15 protein-coding genes, 1 tRNA gene and 1 pseudogene are annotated in these 15973 nt (G+C 59.6%); 11 read left to right on the top strand and 6 right to left on the bottom strand.

Annotation, left to right across the window (positions count from 1 at the left end; translation table 11 throughout):
• A pseudogene (locus ACVWZ1_RS13225) lies at positions 1 to 443 on the bottom strand (hypothetical protein); the annotation flags it as partial.
• Between the two features lie 454 nt (positions 444 to 897).
• On the opposite strand from ACVWZ1_RS13225, the gene ACVWZ1_RS13220 reads away from it, so the two are divergent.
• The 8 genes from ACVWZ1_RS13220 to gatA all read left to right on the top strand — a co-directional run bounded on the left by ACVWZ1_RS13220 (position 898) and on the right by gatA (position 5778).
• Positions 898 to 1197, top strand: coding sequence for a ferredoxin (locus tag ACVWZ1_RS13220; protein WP_011433206.1), 300 nt, complete (start codon positions 898 to 900; stop codon positions 1195 to 1197).
• A 465-nt stretch (positions 1198 to 1662) separates the two neighbouring features.
• Entirely contained in the window at positions 1663 to 2043 is a 381-nt protein-coding gene (locus ACVWZ1_RS13215) for a hypothetical protein (RefSeq protein WP_457440225.1), read from the top strand.
• Positions 2044 to 2133: 90 nt separating this feature from the next.
• On the top strand, positions 2134 to 2451 hold the full coding sequence (locus tag ACVWZ1_RS13210) for a hypothetical protein (protein WP_011433208.1): 318 nt from the start codon (positions 2134 to 2136) through the stop codon (positions 2449 to 2451).
• Positions 2452 to 2558: 107 nt separating this feature from the next.
• Positions 2559 to 3197 carry a Uma2 family endonuclease gene (locus tag ACVWZ1_RS13205; protein ID WP_457503647.1) on the top strand — a complete coding sequence of 213 codons (639 nt, stop codon included), beginning with the start codon at positions 2559 to 2561 and terminating at the stop codon, positions 3195 to 3197.
• Positions 3188 to 3260 (top strand) — tRNA-Ala (locus ACVWZ1_RS13200). Before ACVWZ1_RS13205 ends, ACVWZ1_RS13200 begins: the two co-directional genes overlap by 10 nt.
• Positions 3261 to 3336: 76 nt before the next feature.
• The gene (locus tag ACVWZ1_RS13195) at positions 3337 to 3675 is read left to right on the top strand and encodes a hypothetical protein (RefSeq protein ID WP_414342512.1); all 339 of its coding nucleotides are present in this window, start codon (positions 3337 to 3339) and stop codon (positions 3673 to 3675) included.
• Positions 3676 to 3782: 107 nt separating this feature from the next.
• A complete protein-coding gene (locus tag ACVWZ1_RS13190; protein ID WP_414342514.1) occupies positions 3783 to 4079 on the top strand; it encodes a hypothetical protein in 297 nt (98 codons plus the stop codon).
• A 181-nt stretch (positions 4080 to 4260) separates the two neighbouring features.
• Complete coding sequence (gene gatA / locus ACVWZ1_RS13185) at positions 4261 to 5778, top strand: Asp-tRNA(Asn)/Glu-tRNA(Gln) amidotransferase subunit GatA (RefSeq protein ID WP_457503646.1); 1518 nt, start codon at positions 4261 to 4263, stop codon at positions 5776 to 5778.
• 17 nt (positions 5779 to 5795) lie between these two features.
• Here the strand turns inward: gatA and psb28 are convergent, their stop codons facing one another.
• From psb28 to gyrA, 4 genes are all read right to left on the bottom strand, one after another.
• Positions 5796 to 6110: a photosystem II reaction center protein Psb28 gene (gene psb28, locus ACVWZ1_RS13180; protein WP_011433213.1), complete on the bottom strand. Its 315-nt coding sequence runs from the start codon at positions 6108 to 6110 to the stop codon at positions 5796 to 5798.
• Between the two features lie 31 nt (positions 6111 to 6141).
• The gene (locus ACVWZ1_RS13175) at positions 6142 to 7317 is read right to left on the bottom strand and encodes a glycerate kinase family protein (protein ID WP_457503644.1); all 1176 of its coding nucleotides are present in this window, start codon (positions 7315 to 7317) and stop codon (positions 6142 to 6144) included.
• A 78-nt stretch (positions 7318 to 7395) separates the two neighbouring features.
• A complete protein-coding gene (locus ACVWZ1_RS13170; protein ID WP_457394414.1) occupies positions 7396 to 7761 on the bottom strand; it encodes a DUF760 domain-containing protein in 366 nt (121 codons plus the stop codon).
• Positions 7762 to 7970: 209 nt separating this feature from the next.
• Positions 7971 to 10526, bottom strand: coding sequence for a DNA gyrase subunit A (gyrA, locus tag ACVWZ1_RS13165; protein WP_457503643.1), 2556 nt, complete (start codon positions 10524 to 10526; stop codon positions 7971 to 7973).
• Between the two features lie 409 nt (positions 10527 to 10935).
• Between gyrA and ACVWZ1_RS13160 the strand changes: the two genes are divergently transcribed.
• From ACVWZ1_RS13160 to ACVWZ1_RS13150, 3 genes are all read left to right on the top strand, one after another.
• Complete coding sequence (locus tag ACVWZ1_RS13160) at positions 10936 to 11202, top strand: hypothetical protein (protein WP_457503648.1); 267 nt, start codon at positions 10936 to 10938, stop codon at positions 11200 to 11202.
• 90 nt (positions 11203 to 11292) lie between these two features.
• Positions 11293 to 12999, top strand: coding sequence for a SulP family inorganic anion transporter (locus ACVWZ1_RS13155; RefSeq protein ID WP_457503642.1), 1707 nt, complete (start codon positions 11293 to 11295; stop codon positions 12997 to 12999).
• 69 nt (positions 13000 to 13068) lie between these two features.
• Positions 13069 to 13908: a DUF6671 family protein gene (locus ACVWZ1_RS13150; protein WP_457503641.1), complete on the top strand. Its 840-nt coding sequence runs from the start codon at positions 13069 to 13071 to the stop codon at positions 13906 to 13908.
• Positions 13909 to 14035: 127 nt separating this feature from the next.
• Here the strand turns inward: ACVWZ1_RS13150 and ACVWZ1_RS13145 are convergent, their stop codons facing one another.
• Positions 14036 to 15619: an iron uptake porin gene (locus tag ACVWZ1_RS13145; RefSeq protein WP_457503639.1), complete on the bottom strand. Its 1584-nt coding sequence runs from the start codon at positions 15617 to 15619 to the stop codon at positions 14036 to 14038.
• Positions 15620 to 15973 lie beyond the last annotated feature (354 nt).

Here is a 15973-nt window from a genome sequence, read left to right as displayed (position 1 = left end):
ACCAGCGTCAACTGCGCCCCCTGCACGATGGCGTTGCTGGGAATGTCGTCGGGAATGGGGAAGGAAAGCACCGCTCGGTAGTCGGAGTAGGTGCCTACCGGCAGGTTCTCGCCTGCGCCGGAGCGGCGGATGCCAAAGCCAACGGGAATGACAGTGGGGTTGGAGAAGACTTGTCCCCCCGGAGTGAGAGCGGCCAGTTGGGTGGGCAGAGCGCTGATGGGCGGAGCCGTGGTGGGGGTGGGAGCAGGAGTCGGAGTGGGAGGTGGTGGCGGCAGAGTCGGGGGAGCCGGTGGGGGTGGTGGGGGCGGGGGCGGCACGGGTGTGACGGTGCTGGTGCTGCTTTCACCGCAGCCGGTGAGCAACAAAGGTAGCAGCACCACTGTGGAAGCCAGAGACAGAGACCCAAGTGACTTCAGGAGCCACTTGTGCATTGTTCCGTTCATTGTTCTCCTCTTAACCAAAAAAGTAGGGTTCGGCTGAACACTTCCCTTAACTTACCCGATCAACTCGCCCAGGGCAAGCCAGGCCGTAGGAAAGAGCCAATCGAGGAAAGACGCACACGCGCTTGGATAAGCGGCTCGTCTGTTTACCCTGCTTATCATACAAACCCATTAGCCCGCTTTGGCAAGTACTGCCGATTTTTTCTGGACAAGATCAAAGGTGACGTGGGTCACAGACACCGGGCAGGGTCCCGGGAAGGAGTCGGGTGGCGGCTTCTGGGAGCAAAGCAGGTGGAGCCACCGGAAGAGCAGTCAGAATCCTTGCCCGGCATGGCTTCTGTGGATCCACCTGCAAAAAACCGGAAGATTTGCCTATTTCCTCACAAAAGGATGCTTGATCCGGGGCAGAAGGGTGGCAGGATGAGGAGTGGATGTTTTTTCTGGAGACCCAACCAGGATGGCTACCTACAAGGTCACTCTGATCAACGAGGAGCAAGGCTTGAACGTCACCATCGATGTGCCGGATGACGAATACATTTTGGACGTGGCAGAAGAGCAAGGGATCGAGCTGCCTTATTCCTGCCGCGCCGGTGCCTGTTCGACCTGTGCCGGCAAGCTGGTGAGCGGCACGGTGGATCAAAGCGATCAGTCCTTCCTGGATGATGATCAGATCGAGCAGGGCTATGTGCTGACCTGTGTGGCTTACCCTACTTCCGACTGCACCATCATCACCCACCAAGAAGAAGCCCTTTACTGATCGAGCTTGAATTTCCGTCCTCAACCCCAGCCCCTCTTCCAAAGAGAGAGGGGTTTTTGTTTTGGGTGGCCCAAGGGGGTGTTCGAGCGCTCCGCGCTGCTGAGGCCCTCACCCAGAGGGAGAGGAGCATGCCTCTAACCCCCAAAACCCTGAACTTTGCTGAATTTACTGAGCTTTAGGCGGTTTGGCAAAAGTCATTGAGAGGGATATAGTAGACCAAGTTTCCCCCTGATCCTTGAGTCCACCGCAACGGTTGCCGGGAAGTGAAGGGGGAAAGCGCTCGGGGGGTATTCCTCAGGGCTTTGCGGGATACCGCCTTCCTGTTTGGACTCCGTCCCGCTGACGCGAACAGAGATAGGCAGGATGCGATCGCTTCTTTCCTGAACCATGTTCAGGAGAGTTCAGCGTGAATGTATCAGAATTGGCAGTGGTAGGATTTCCTTATTCTGTAGTGCTTCAGCAACCATGACCCCTGAGCAAGAGCAGTGGCTGATTCAAGCCATCCAGGAGCTACAAGCCTCCCAGAGAGAATTGCAAGCCTCCCAGAGAGAATTGCAAGCCTCCCAAAGAGAATTGCAGGCCGCTCAGCAGGAGCTGCGCCTTGTCCAACAAAACCAGCAGGTTTTGATTCAAGAGCTGCGGGAAGGACAGGCGATGCTGGCCCAGTTTTTTCGCGAGTCAATGGATCGGTTTGATGAGCGCACCCGGGCTATTGAACGGCGCACGGAAGCTGTGGAGCGGCGCACAGAAGCACTGGAACGGCGCACCGACGAGATGGCCCGAGAGATGCGGGAGATGCGGCAGGAGATTCGGGATCTGCGCCGCGATTTTCTGGAACGGCGTTGACTGCCAACAGACCGAGCGCTCACAGCCCCTTTCCCAGGGAGAAATGCAGGGTGATAGGATTTTTTTATTCTTCTGTAACCCTCGCCGACCATGACCCCTGAGCAAGAGCAGTGGCTGATTCGCGCCATCCAAGAGTTGCAAGCTGCCCAGCAGGAGCTGCGTCTTGTCCAACAAAACCAGCAGGTTTTGATTCAAGAGCTGCGGGAAGGGCAGGCGATGCTGGCCCAGTTTTTTCGCGAGTCAATGGATCGGTTTGATGAGCGCACCCGGGCTATTGAACGGCGCACGGAAGCTGTGGAACGGCGCACAGAAGCACTGGAACGGCGCACCGACCAGATGGCGGAAGAGATGAGGGAGATCCGGCAAGAGATTCGGGATCTGCGCCGCGATTTTTTGGAACGGCGTTGACTGCCAACAGACCGAGCGCTCACAGCCCTGCTCCCAGAGGAAGAGAGGGGTTGTGCGAGATGACAAGGCTAGTATGGCAGCAAAGAGACTTTTGGCCGAGACGGTCTATGGCTTTGGCAATGGGATCCGTTCCTGGGCCGACGACGGCTCGCCTAAGGTTGGCAGAGTACCTTCAGTATTCCGATGGCAGCGATACTCGCTATGAGCTGGTGGCAGGGGAGTTGGTGCCCATGGCTCTTCCAACCGGACGGCATGTGCAGATTCAAAACTTTCTCAGCCGAGTTTTCGAGGCAGAGATTGCACGGCAGCAGTTGCCCTGGACGGTGATACAGGGAGGTCTGGGGATCCAGTCTCCGCGGGGCAATCGGTGGGCTACGGTGCGGATCCCGGATGTGGTGGTGCTGCCTCTGGAGCAGTGGCAGGAGATGGGATCCAGAGAGGCGTTGATTCGCCTGGAGGATCCGCCGCCGCTACTGGTGGTGGAGGTAGTCAGTGAGTCCAGCCGGGCAGCAGACTATCGGGCCAAGCGGGCGGAATACTGCGTTTTGGGAATTGGCGAGTATTGGATTGTCGATCCGCTGGAAGAAAAAGTAAGCCTGCTGCTGCTCCACGAAGGCTGGTACGATGTGCTGGAGCTGCAAGGATCCGAGCGGCTGCCCTCGAAGGTTTTTGTGGGGCTGGAGTTGCAGGCGGGGGAGATCTTGGCTGCGGATTCGGGTTATTCTGGTAGAGCCGCGGGGAGTTAGCTCAGTTGGTAGAGCGCTGCGATCGCACCGCAGAGGTCAGGGATTCGAGTTCCCTACTCTCCATCGCCCTCACCCCTGGCCCCTCTCCCAGCAGGAGAGGGGTGGTAGGATTTCCTTATTCTGTAGTGTTTCAGTAACCATGACGCCCGAGCAAGAACAGTGGCTGATTCAAGCCATCCAAGAGTTGCAAGCCTCCCAAAGAGAGCTGCAAGCCTCCCAAAAAGAATTGCAAGCTGCCCAGCAGGAGCTGCGTCTTGTCCAGCAAAACCAGCAGGTTTTGATTCAAGAGCTGCGGGAGGGACAGGCGATGCTGGCGCAGTTCTTTCGCGAGTCAATGGATCGGTTTGACGAGCGTACTCGGGCCATCGAACGCCGCACAGAAGCACTGGAACGGCGCACCGACCAGATGGCGGAGGAGATGAGAGAGATCCGGCAAGAGATTCGGGATCTACGCCGCGACTTTTTGGAACGGCGGTAACTTGGGCTCAAGCGCTCTGCGTTGCTAGTGTAACCATCCCCGGATCCTTCTCCCAGGAGGAGATTTAGGGTGGTAGGATTTCCTTGTTCTGTAGCGCCTTGGTAACCATGACACCTGAGCAAGAGCAGTGGCTGATTCGGGCCGTCCAGGAGTTGCAAGCTGCCCAGCAAAACCAGCAGGTTTTGATCCAAGAGCTGCGGGAAGGGCAGGCGATGCTGGCACAGTTTTTCCGGGAGGCGCTGGATCGCTTTGACGAGCGCACCCGAGCCATTGAACGGCGCACGGAAGCTGTGGAGCGCCGCACCGAAGCTTTGGAACGGCGCACTGACGAGATGGCCCAAGAGATGCGGGAGATGCGGCAGGAGATTCGGGATCTGCGCCGCGATTTTTTGGAACGGCGTTGACTGCCAACAGCCCAGGCGCTCGGCGCTGCTGATGTGATCATCCCTAGATCCTCTCCTAGCAAGAGAGGGGGATCCACGAGATCTTTAGGGAGTTAGGGTTGGGAAGGGATCCCATCTGGATTAGTCTAGAGGGAACTTGGTCTGGCCTCATCGGCGTTTGCCATTCCCTGCGAGTTTGCCTATGTCTGTGATTCGCGCCCTACACAGCCAGTTGGTAGCCAAAGAGCGCTCGGCGGAGGAGATCGCCCGCGAGTACCTGGAGCGCCTGGCCCAACTGGAGCCGCAGCTCAAGAGCTTTATTACTGTAACCGAGGAACTGGCTCTGCAACAGGCCAGGGCGGTGGACGCCCGCATTCGGGCCGGGGAAGAGATTGGCCCTTTGGCCGGGATCCCGTTAGCTGTCAAAGACAACCTCTGTACCCAAGGGATCCGCACCACCTGTGCCTCCCGGATGCTGGAGGGGTTCATTCCCCCCTACGAGTCAACAGTGACGGCGCGGCTGGCGGCTGCGGGCATGGTGACGGTGGGCAAGACCAACCTAGACGAGTTTGCCATGGGCAGCTCCACGGAAAACTCCGCCTTTCAGCGCACCGCCAATCCCTGGGATCTGACGCGGGTGCCAGGGGGATCCTCTGGGGGATCGGCGGCGGCGGTGGCTGCCGACCAAGCGGTGGTGGCCCTGGGCTCAGATACGGGGGGATCCATCCGTCAGCCTGCAGCTTTTTGCGGGGTGGTGGGCCTGAAACCCACCTATGGGCTGGTGTCCCGCTACGGGCTGGTGGCTTTTGCCTCGTCTTTGGATCAGGTGGGGCCGTTTGGGCGCACGGTGGAGGATGTGGCCCTGCTGCTGCAGGGGATCGCCGGCCATGACCCAATGGACTCCACCAGCCTGAAGGTGGATATCCCGGACTATAGCCAGGCTCTGATCCCGGACATCAAGGGCTTCAAAATCGGGGTGATCCGCGACTTGCTGGGGGAAGGATGCGGCGAGGAGACCCGCGCTGCCGTGCAAGCGGCCATTCAACATCTGCAGGAACTGGGGGCCGAGATCCTGGAGATCGACTGCCCCAGTTTTCGCTATGGCCTAGCCACCTATTACATCATTGCCCCTTCGGAAGCCTCTGCCAATTTGGCCCGCTACGACGGGGTGAAATACGGCCTGCGGGAACCTGCCGACTCGCTGCTGGCCATGTATGGCAAGACCCGCGCCCACGGCTTTGGGCCAGAAGTCAAGCGGCGCATCATGATCGGCACCTATGCCCTCTCCTCGGGGTACTACGACGCCTACTACCTCAAGGCTCAGAAGGTGCGCACCCTCATCAAGCAAGACTTCCTCAGGGCTTTCGAGAAGGTGGATGTGCTGGTCAGCCCCACTACCCCCACCCCGGCCTTCAAGATCGGCGAGCGGGAGGATCCCCTCAGCATGTACCTCTGCGACCTGATGACGATCCCGGTGAACCTGGCGGGCTTGCCGGGGCTGAGCCTGCCCTGCGGGTTTGCCGATGGGCTGCCCATTGGCCTGCAAATTGTGGGCAATGCCCTACAGGAGAGCAAGGTGCTGCGGGTGGCCTATGCCTATGAGCAAAGCACCGACTGGCACAAACAGCGCCCCCCGTTGGAAAAGCCCAAGGAATCCGCTCCTGCCCAGCCCAAAGCCAAGAGCAAGTCCGGCAAAGGCAGCAAAAAATCCAAGGGCTGAGGAGGGAGAGGTGGAAACTAGGCCATGCCCATCTGGTTGGCCGCTGAAAAGCGTTCCATAAAGCGCAGGAAGCGATCCCACTCTGCCTCGGTTTCCATGTCGTAGGTCACTTCCAGGGCTTTGAATTCCCCGTTCAGGAACTTGGCCCTGATGTTGCGGGTGGTCAGCTCCCCTTCCTCATCGATCATCCGCATGCCGAGGATGTTTTGCGTATCGGATTTTAGATCCTCGAAGCGGAAAATCGCGGATCCCCGGTTGCCGGTCTTGGATTTCAGCACTCGCACCTGGGTGGGCACCTCTTGGATGCCGGGGGAGAACTCGATACTGGCCATGATGTCCTACGAAACACGATGATTTAAGCCATTATAACCGGCCAATCCCCGCATCCTGCTCCAGAAAATCTCTCAGCTCCTGGGCCGTCATCTGCTCCAGGTGATGGCCGGCCTGCCGTTGGGCTTCTGCCACATCGGGGATCCGGTCGCACAGGGCGCCAACCCGAAGGGGAAGAGGCTGGGCTGCCAACCCAGCGCGCGCTGCCGGAGTCACCTGGCCACAGAGAATGAGCAGGGGTTTTTGGGCTTGGATAGCCTGCTCCAGCACGGCCCCCACCACCTTTCCCATCGTGCTTTGTTCGTCGAGGCAGCCCTCTCCGGTGACGACCAGATGGCAGCGGCGGATGCGCTCCGGCAGGGCCAATTGCCGCGCCAAGAGCTGGATCCCGGACTCCAGAGTGGCCTCCAAAAAAGCCACCAGACCTGCTCCTAAGCCGCCTGCGGCTCCGGCCCCTGGGATCCCGGCCACTGCCTGGCCCAAGTCTCGCTCCACCACCGTCGCCCAATGTGCCAAGGCTTGCTCCAACTGCTGCACTTGCAGGGGGGTAGCACCCTTCTGGGGCGCAAAGACGGCGGCGGCTCCCAACGGGCCGGTGAGGGGATTCTGCACATCGCAGAGGCCGCGGACCCGTTTCCCCTGCCAAACAGGCTGTTCAGGGGGCTCGATGCGCTGCAAACGGGCCAGCTCTCCCCCGCCCCAGCCAATGGGATCCCCGGCTCCATCCAACAGGCGATAGCCTAAGGCCTGCGCCATGCCCGCCCCTCCATCCACGGTGGCGGATCCCCCCAGTCCTATCCAGATCTCAGCGATGGGATCGCGGCAAACAGCCCGCAGCAGCTCCCCCAGGCCGTAGGTGGTGGTGCGGGTGGGATCCCGCCGCTCCGGTGGCACCAAGGTCAGGCCAGCCACCTGGGCCAGCTCCAACAGGGCCAGCTCTCCTGCCACCCCGTACTCCGCCCAGACGGGATCCCCCAGGGGGCCGGTGACCCACAGACCCTTTTTCTCTCCCCCCAGCGTCGGCAGCAATACCTCTAGGGTGCCCTCTCCCCCATCGGCCAAGGGGAGCCGCTCCACCCCGGCCTCCGGCAGCACCTGTTGGATCCCGCGGGCCATGCTCTCTGCCGCCGCCGTGGCTGTTAGGGATCCCTTAAAGCTATCCGGGCAAACCAAGATCCGCCGGGGCGCACGCTCGAATTCGGATCCCATCTTTCCCAGCCCGAACTCGATGGACTCAACGTCTGATCTGCAACAGCTCCCGGCGGAAAGCAGCTCAAACTCGGGCGGCTAAGAATGGTCGGCCTCCGGCTGAGAAGAAGAGTCGGAAGCGGGCGAGCTGCCCAAGGATTGCTCCAGGGCCAGACGCTGCTCCATCACCCGCAGAAAATAGCCGCCCATCATCGCGCCGGAGAGCATTTTCGCCAGGCTCTCGCGGTTGGTAATGATCTGAACCCCGAATTGATCGGAGGGCAAGCTCCCCACCAAGCTGCGGATGTTGTGGCCCAAGATCTCCAGCACTTCCGGGGAAGAGTTGCGGGCAATATCCTGAAAGACACTGGGATCCTGAGACTGCAAGTATTGCCAGAGCCGGTTGTCGGGGCTCGGAGTTTGCACTGCCTCAAAACCAGGGATGAAGTTCAACGGGCTCGCCATGGAGTAACCCAGCTCCACAAACACAGCAGATGCCATCCCAACCGGGCCGCTCGGCCTGATCCCACAGGCCTTTGCCGTTCCCGGAATTTGGGCTATTCCAAAGGTAACACCCCATCTTCACCCCCCTCGGTACGGGATCCCACCCCTCTGCGGCGGCAAATGCCGTACCTGGAATCCCCTATATCAGAGACTGAAGCTGGGGCCTCAGATCAACAGCTTTCTTCCGAGGGTTCATCCGGGGGCTCTTCCTCGGCTGCGGCGGGATCCCCGACAAAAGAGGCGGGTACCACCGTTACCCCCACGATGCTGTCTTCGGGATCCAGGCGTTGCACCAGTACTCCTGTCGCCTCGCGGGATTGGGTGGGAATGGCCTTGGCCAACTGGCGCATGACAATGCCCCTGGCGGTTACCAACAGGATCTCGTCTTCGGCATTGACGATGCGCAGGGCCGCCAGCTCGTCCGACGCCTGGCGGAACTTGGTGGCGATCACCCCCTTGCCGCCGCGGTTTTGCTGGCGGAAATGGTCGATGGCCGAGCGCTTGCCCCGCCCTTCTTTGGTGATCACCAGCACCCAAGGGTTGGTCAGCCTCTCCCCCTCTTGTTCGGCAGCCATCACCGACTCGGCAGAGATAATATCCATACTGACGATGTCATCGCCGGAGTTGAGGGTCATGGCCCGCACGCCCCGGGTGGCCCGTCCCAGAGGGCGCAGTTGCTCGTCATCCGCCCGGAAGCGAATGGACATGCCTTGGCGGGTTGCCATCACCACATCGTCGCTGGAGCGGGCGCGGCGTACCCAGCGCAGTTCGTCGTTTTCTTCCAGAGAGATGGCAATCAGGCCGTTGGAGCGTACATTGGCAAAGGCGCTGAGGGCCGTTTTTTTGATGTAGCCGCCGCGGGTGAGCATCACCAGATATTCGTCGTCGCTGAACTGGCTCACCGGCACCATGGACGTAACCCGCTCTTCCCGGGTGATCGGCAGCAACTGAACGATGGCACTGCCACGGGCGGCGCGGCTCCCCTGGGGGATCTGGTGGGCGGGCAGGGTATAGACTACGCCCCGATTGGTGAAAAAGAGGATGGTGTCGTGGCTGCGACAGGCAAAAAACTGTTCGATGGCATCGTCTTCTTTGATGCGGGCGCCGGCTTTGCCGCGGGTGGCTCGCCCCTGCACCTGGAACTCCTCAAGGCCCATGCGCTTGATATAGCCCTGCTCGGTTAGAAAGATAACCGTCTCCCGATTTTCGATCAGATCGTCCGTTCCCAGCTCCCCATCCTCCAAACAGAGGCGGGAGCGGCGCGGGCTGGCAAAGCGGGCTTTGAGCTGCTGCAGCTCTTCGCTGATGATCTGCATCACCCGTTCTCGGCGGGCCAGAATATCCCGCAGGTCGGCAATTTGCCTCACCAAGTCTTCGTGCTCGGCCTGGATTTTTTCCGCTTCCAGGGCGGTGAGGCGGCGCAGTTGCATCTGCAGGATCCCGTCGGCTTGGGCTTCACTCAGGCCCAACACCGCCTGCAATTCCTCTCGGGCTGTGGCGGTATCGGCGGCTCCCCGAATGAGGGCAATCACCCGATCCAACTGCCCCAAAGCCAAGAGATAGCCCTGCAGCAGGTGATCCCGCTCTTCGGCTTTTTGCAGCTCGTAGCGGGTGCGCCGCTCGATCACCTCTTCCCGAAAATCCAGAAAAGCCTGCAGCGCGTCCCGCAGGGTCAGGGTGCGCGGCTCGCCGTTGAGGATGGCCAGCATGTTGACCCCGAAGTTGGCCTGCAGGGGGGTTTGCTTGTAGAGGTTGTTGAGCACCACCTGCGGCTGGGCATCCCGCTTTAGCTCGATCACCACCCGCATGCCGCTGCGGTCGCTCTCGTCGCGGATGTCGGCAATGCCTTCCAGTTTTTTCTCGTTGACCAGCTCGGCGATCTTCTCAATCATGGCTGCCTTGTTGGTCTGGTAGGGCAGTTCGGTGATAATGATGGCGTCCCGAACCGGTCGGCCCCGCTGCTCGATCGTCTCCACCCTGGCCACTCCGCGCAGGGTGATGGAGCCGCGCCCGGTGGTGTAGGCTTCGCGGATACCCTCTTGGCCCATGATCAGCGCCCCGGTGGGAAAGTCAGGAGCCGGGATCCACTGCATCAACTCCAGGCTGGTCAGGTTGGGGTTGTGGATGAGGGCGATCAGGCCGTCCACCAATTCGCCCAAGTTGTGGGGCGGGATGTTGGTGGCCATGCCCACGGCAATGCCGGAAGAGCCGTTTAAGAGCAGTTGCGGGATCCGCGCTGGCAGCACCAGGGGTTCTTGCTGGGATCCGTCGTAGTTGCCGACAAAATCGACAGTGTTGGCGTCAATATCTTGGAGCAGGGCTTCTTGGGCAAAGGCAGTCAGCCGACACTCGGTATAGCGCATGGCTGCCGGCGGATCGTTGTCCACAGAGCCGAAGTTGCCATGCCCATCCACCAGCCGCTCCCGCATGGAGAAATCTTGAGCCATGCGCACCAGCGCATCATAGACGGCCTGATCCCCATGGGGATGGTATTTTCCAATTACATCCCCCACCACGCGGGCACACTTGCGGAAGGGGCGATCCGCCGTCAGGCCCAACTCGTGCATAGCGTAGAGAATGCGGCGGTGCACCGGCTTCAGGCCATCCCGCGCATCTGGCAAAGCCCTCCCGACGATCACGCTCATGGCGTATTCCAGGTAGGACTGCGACATCTCCCGCTGCAGGTCGGTGGAGATGATGCGCGCCGTCGATTCGTTGTCGCTCATGGGGTTGGGTTATCCGTAAGGGATCCCAGTCGGCCTTGGCGCAGTGGGTTCATGGAAGTTTATCGAGAAGCCAACCTTGGCCGTGGCAGAGTAAACTACCCGACCCTGACTGCTTCGCAGTACGGGGCGGGCTTTCGGTAGCCCTGCAGTTAGTAAACTAACCACGAGCCTCCGGGCTGGTTTACGGGCAGCCCCAATCGACCGTTACCAGTGCCCTAAACAGCCGTTTCTGGTGTCCGCAGAATTATTATAGCATTCCTCCCGACACTGACCCTACGGGTACAGTGCGGGGCTCCTGCGCTAGTAAGCTGAAGGTGATTGAATTGAGCAGAAAGCTTTTGTATTCCCAGTCTACCATTCGCCCTTTGTGAAGGCTGGCTGACTTCCAGTAGGAGAGGCTCGGTGGTTCATCGGCGGCCCTCTCTACAGCCTCATGGATCGAGATTTACAGGTGGGCCAAGCGGAGCTGATCATTACCCTGACCGGCATCGACGACACCTTTTCCCAAACCATCCATGCTCGCCACTCCTACTTGGCCGATGAGATTCGCTGGAACCACCGATTTGCCGATATTCTCCACCTGGACAGCAATGGGCATCGCTATGTGGACTACTCTCACTTTCACACAACTCTACCGGCTCAAGCCCCATGCCCTCGCTTGGAGGGGAATCCTTGAGGGAAACTATAGAAGAAAATCTATTCTCTAGCATGATCTCTATAGTAACGTTCAATGATAGGCTGCCCATAGCGTGGAGGGCTTTGGGGCATGCTGAGCCAAGCGAAAGAACAACAGTCCGGCGGCAAGAGATTTCTGGATTGGCACCGACGTCTGAGCCTAGACAACTGGCGCGGGGATCTCTTCGGCGGGCTGACGACAGCGATTGTTTCCTTGCCGATGGCCTTGGCCTTTGGGGTGGCTTCCGGGGTAGGGCCGGTGGCGGGCTTGTACGGAGCAGTGTGTGTGGGCTTTTTTGCGGCTCTGTTTGGGGGTACGCCCACGCTTATCTCCGAACCCACTGGGCCGATGACTGTGATGATGACGGCGGTGGTTGCTAATGTTACAGCCCGCTATCCGGAGCAGGGGCTGGGGCCGGCCTTCACCGTGGTGATGCTGGGGGGCTTGTTTCAGATCCTGTTTGGATCCCTGAAACTGGGTAAATACATCACCCTCATGCCCTACAGCGTTATTTCCGGCTTTATGTCCGGGATCGGCTGGATCATGATTTTGCTGCAGATCCCGCCGCTTTTGGGCCACGCCAGCCAGGGGGGAGTGATTGGGGCGGTGCAGAACCTGCCGACCTACCTGCTCAACCTCAAGATGCCAGAGCTGGGGCTGGGGCTGCTGACGCTTGCCATCCTTTTTGGCTATCCCAAGCCCTGGCGACGGGTGGTGCCGCCGCAGTTGGTGGCTTTGCTCGTGGGCACGCTGGCGGCCAGCTTGTTTATGGCCGATTGGGATTTGCGGCGCATTGGCCCCATCCCCACCGGTTTGCCGCAGTTGCAGTGGCCGCAGTTGCCCTTTGCTTCTCTAGCTAACCTGGTGCTGGATGGAGTGGTGCTGGGGATGCTGGGCTGCATCGACACCCTCTTAACGGCAGTCATTGCCGATAACCTCACCCGCACCCGCCACGACTCCGACCAAGAGCTGATCGGGCAGGGGATCGCCAATATTGTCTCTGGCTTCCTGGGGGGCTTACCGGGAGCCGGCGCCACCATGGGCACAGTGGTGAACATCCAGTCGGGCGGACGTACCCCTCTAGCCGGCATTACCCGAGCGTTAATCCTGCTGATGGTGGTGCTGTTTGCCGCTCCCCTCACGCAAGGGATCCCGATGGCGGTGCTGGCAGGGATCGCCTTTAAGGTGGGGGTGGATATCCTCGACTGGAGCTTCCTCAAGCGGGCCCACCGCCTTTCCCTCAAAGGGGCAGCCATCATGTACGGAGTGATGTTCATGACGGTGTTTGTGGATCTCATCGCTGCAGTGGGAGTGGGAGTGTTTGTGGCCAACTTGCTCACCATTCAACGCCTCAGCGAGATCCACTCCGAAGAGGTGAAAGCCATTACCGATGCCGATGATGCGGTGGATCTCACTCCCCGTGAGAGGGAATTGCTGCGCCAGGGATGCGGGCAGGTGTTGCTGTTTTACCTGAGCGGGCCGATGATCTTCGGGGTTTCCCAAGCCATTTCCCGCCAACATCAGGCGGTGGCCTCCTGCCAAGCGCTGGTGGTGGATCTATCAGATGTGCCGATGCTGGGAGTTTCGGCGACGCTATCCTTGGAAAATGCCATCCGCGAGGCCCTGGATCGGGGCAAACAGGTGTGGATTGTTGGGGCCAAGGGCCGGATCCGGCAGCGCCTAGAAAGCCTGCATCTGCCGCTGCCCCCAGAGCGGTTTGTGGACAGCCGTGAGGTGGCTTTGGCCGAGGCTGTTGCCCAGTTGGGCTTGCCGCTCGAGGCCAGTCCCCTGGTTTGAGTAACCCCAATTGGCCTGAGCCACAAAGCTGCGGGATCCGTTTGCCAGATCTAGGTTAAGTCTGAGTCTATGCAATGGAAGGGTCGGGTCGCCTACTTGGCAACCATGCATCGCAAAGAGCAGGTCATCGGCCCTCTCTTGGCCGAACATTTGGGGATTCAAGTCCAAGTAGCAACTTTTGACACCGACCAACTGGGCACCTTCTCGCGGGAGCGGCCCCGACCGGGGGATCCCATCCACACTCTGCGTCTGAAGATTGCAAGGGCTTTGCAGGATCATCCTGAAGCTCTGGGCTTGGCCAGCGAGGGATCCTTTGGCCCCCACCCCCAGATTCCTTGGATCCCTTGGAATCAGGAGTGGGTCATGCTCAGGGTTTTTGAACCCGGCGCGGAGCCCTTGGAGCTGGTCGGCTATGCAGAGAGCACCCAAACCAATTTCGGCCATCGCTGGGTACACAGCTTTGCAGAGGCGCTGGACTTTGCCCAGAAAGCGGGTTTTCCCCAGCACGCCCTGATCGCCCTCGACCGGCCAGAAAAGCCCCAGGTTATCCACAAAGGAATCCAAGACGAAGCAACCCTGAAGCAGGTGGTGGGGGAGCTGCTGGCTCGGCAGGGTGGCCTGCATCTGGAAACCGACATGCGGGCCCTGTACAACCCAACCCGGCTCCAAGTCATCGCAGCCGCCACCCAAAACCTAATCGCCAAGGCCCAAAGCCTGTGCCCGGCCTGCGGCACTCCCGGCTACTGGCGGATCCGCTCGGTCTCTGGACTGCCCTGCGGTCAATGTGGCGCCCCCACCCCCGTGGCCAAGGCTTGGGTATATGGCTGTGCTCGCTGTTCCCACACCCACACCGAGCCTGTGGCAGAGCCCTGGGCGGATCCCGCTCAGTGTGCCTTTTGTAATCCCTAGCTTTGTCCCAAGCTTGACGTTAAGCCCAGGCTTTCATCCCCCCAGAGGGGCTGATGTAAGAAAATAGGGATCCAACCCAGTGGATCCCTACTTAGCAACTTGGATGTCAGCGCAGGGATTTTAAGAACTAGAAAGTAAACACAGCTCGCAAAGCCCCCACGCCGATGGTTGGATCGGTATCCCCAGACTTGCTAGGCCCACCATTGGGATTGCTCACAAAGTAGGCTGCCGGGGTAAGGGTGAGGTACTCGTTCACCGGGAAGCTGTAGTAAACATCCACGATGAAAGGACGGCTGTCAAAAACTCCCTCCTCGGTGCTGACAATCGGTTGGCCAAACACCACACCGCCCTGAGCACCCTCAATGAAGAGATCCGGGAAAGCAAAGCCAAACAGGAACCCGTTGAAATCTTCATCACCCGGATCAATGGTGCCAGCCGGTACCACGTTGGGCAAGTTGTAATCCACATTGCCAGCAGTAAACCAGCCGGATACGGTAATTCGAGGGCTAAGCTCCCAGTTGGCTGCCACCGAGAAAGCATTGACACGGGCAGAAACATCTACCGTCGTCGTCCGCAGAGGGCCACGGAAAAGGGCTGTACCGTTGGCCAAGAACTCAGGGCCATCGTTTGCCTTCTGCAGATAGGTACTGGCAAACTGCAGGTAGATCTCCAGGTTTTCGTTCGGCAGGAAGCCCAGCTCAACGACGTGGGCGCTATCATCACCTGTCAAGCCACTGTCGCCAAAGCCTCTCCCCAGAGCTTGACCTCTTCTGGTGCTGTAGGCGTAGGCTAAACGAAACTGGTCGCTCAAACGGTAGCGAAAACCAAATAGGGTTCCGCTGGGCACATCTGCCGTAGATTTGGGAGGATCGGCAAAGTCCGACAGGGCATCAAAGGGCGTGCTGTACTGCAGAACGCTCCCCACTCCCGTACCCGTAATGCCCGTGTAGATAGTAGCAGCGCGGTCGAAAGCAGGGAATTGATAAACCAGCTGGGCCAAGGTGAAAGTGCCACCGCCACCACCGCCAAAGCCAAGGCCGGGATCCCCATCAAAGAACTCAGTCACAGCATCGCGAGCTTGGAGACGAATGCGCAGGCGATCGCGACCCACAAAAGAAGCATCGAAGTTCAAGCGTACCCGATAGGGAAGAGTCATGTTGGCTTGGTTTTGCTCTGCTACTACCTTCCCATCAACAACTCTGTCTTCCGTGAGAGCGCTGCCTACAACAGCGGCGATGACTTGGGCATTCAACTTGGTAACCGGGTTGAAGACCTTCCCTTTCAAATCAGTAACATCGGCTTCCAGGGCATCCACCCGCCCGCGCAGGGCTGCCAGCTCAGCAGCAAATTCCTCTTGCAAGCGCTGCAGAGTGGCCAAGTCTTCCTTGGAGACTTTGTCGGCCAAACCGGCTGCAATCAACTCATTGATGCGATCCAAGCAGGCGTTCATACCGGCGGCAAACTCAAAGCGAGTCATAGCCCGGTTGCCGCGGAAGGTGCGGTCAGGGTAGCCGGCAATACAGCCGTAGCGCTCCACCAAGGATTGCAGGGCTTGGAAGGCCCAGTCGGTGGGCTGCACATCCGAAAGCTCAGAGATGGAGGTGACCGGCCCGGTAGCTTGGGCATAAGCCACTCCAGGGGTCAAGACTGCCGCTGCGCCCAGGGTGCCAGCCAGCAGCGTTTTCCAGTAGTTCGCGTGTTTCGCGGGCATGTTTCTCTCCTTGTTCTTTTCCTCACACCTTTTTGGCTGTAGAAGTGTCCTCATAGAAGCGACAAACTGCCTACCTCAACAACGAGCCTGGCAATCGCGGACTCTGGGAAGACATGATACAGCCGAAGTCCACATCGTCTACCACTTTACACACTTTCTGGGCAAGACTCAATGCGAGACCCAACTGCGGTAGATGATCGAGGCTCGATATCCACTACTCTACCTCAGGGATCCGGCTCTGGCTAGCGGGTGTATCTCAAAGTAAACTACCCGACCCTGACTGCTTCGCAGTACAGGGCGGGCTTAAGGCCTCCGGCCCGCTGGCGCGAACGGTAGCCCTGCAGTTGGCAAGCC

The sequence above is a fragment of the Thermostichus sp. MS-CIW-25 genome (assembly GCF_054060015.1).
This window is presented reverse-complemented; position numbering and strand designations above follow the sequence as displayed.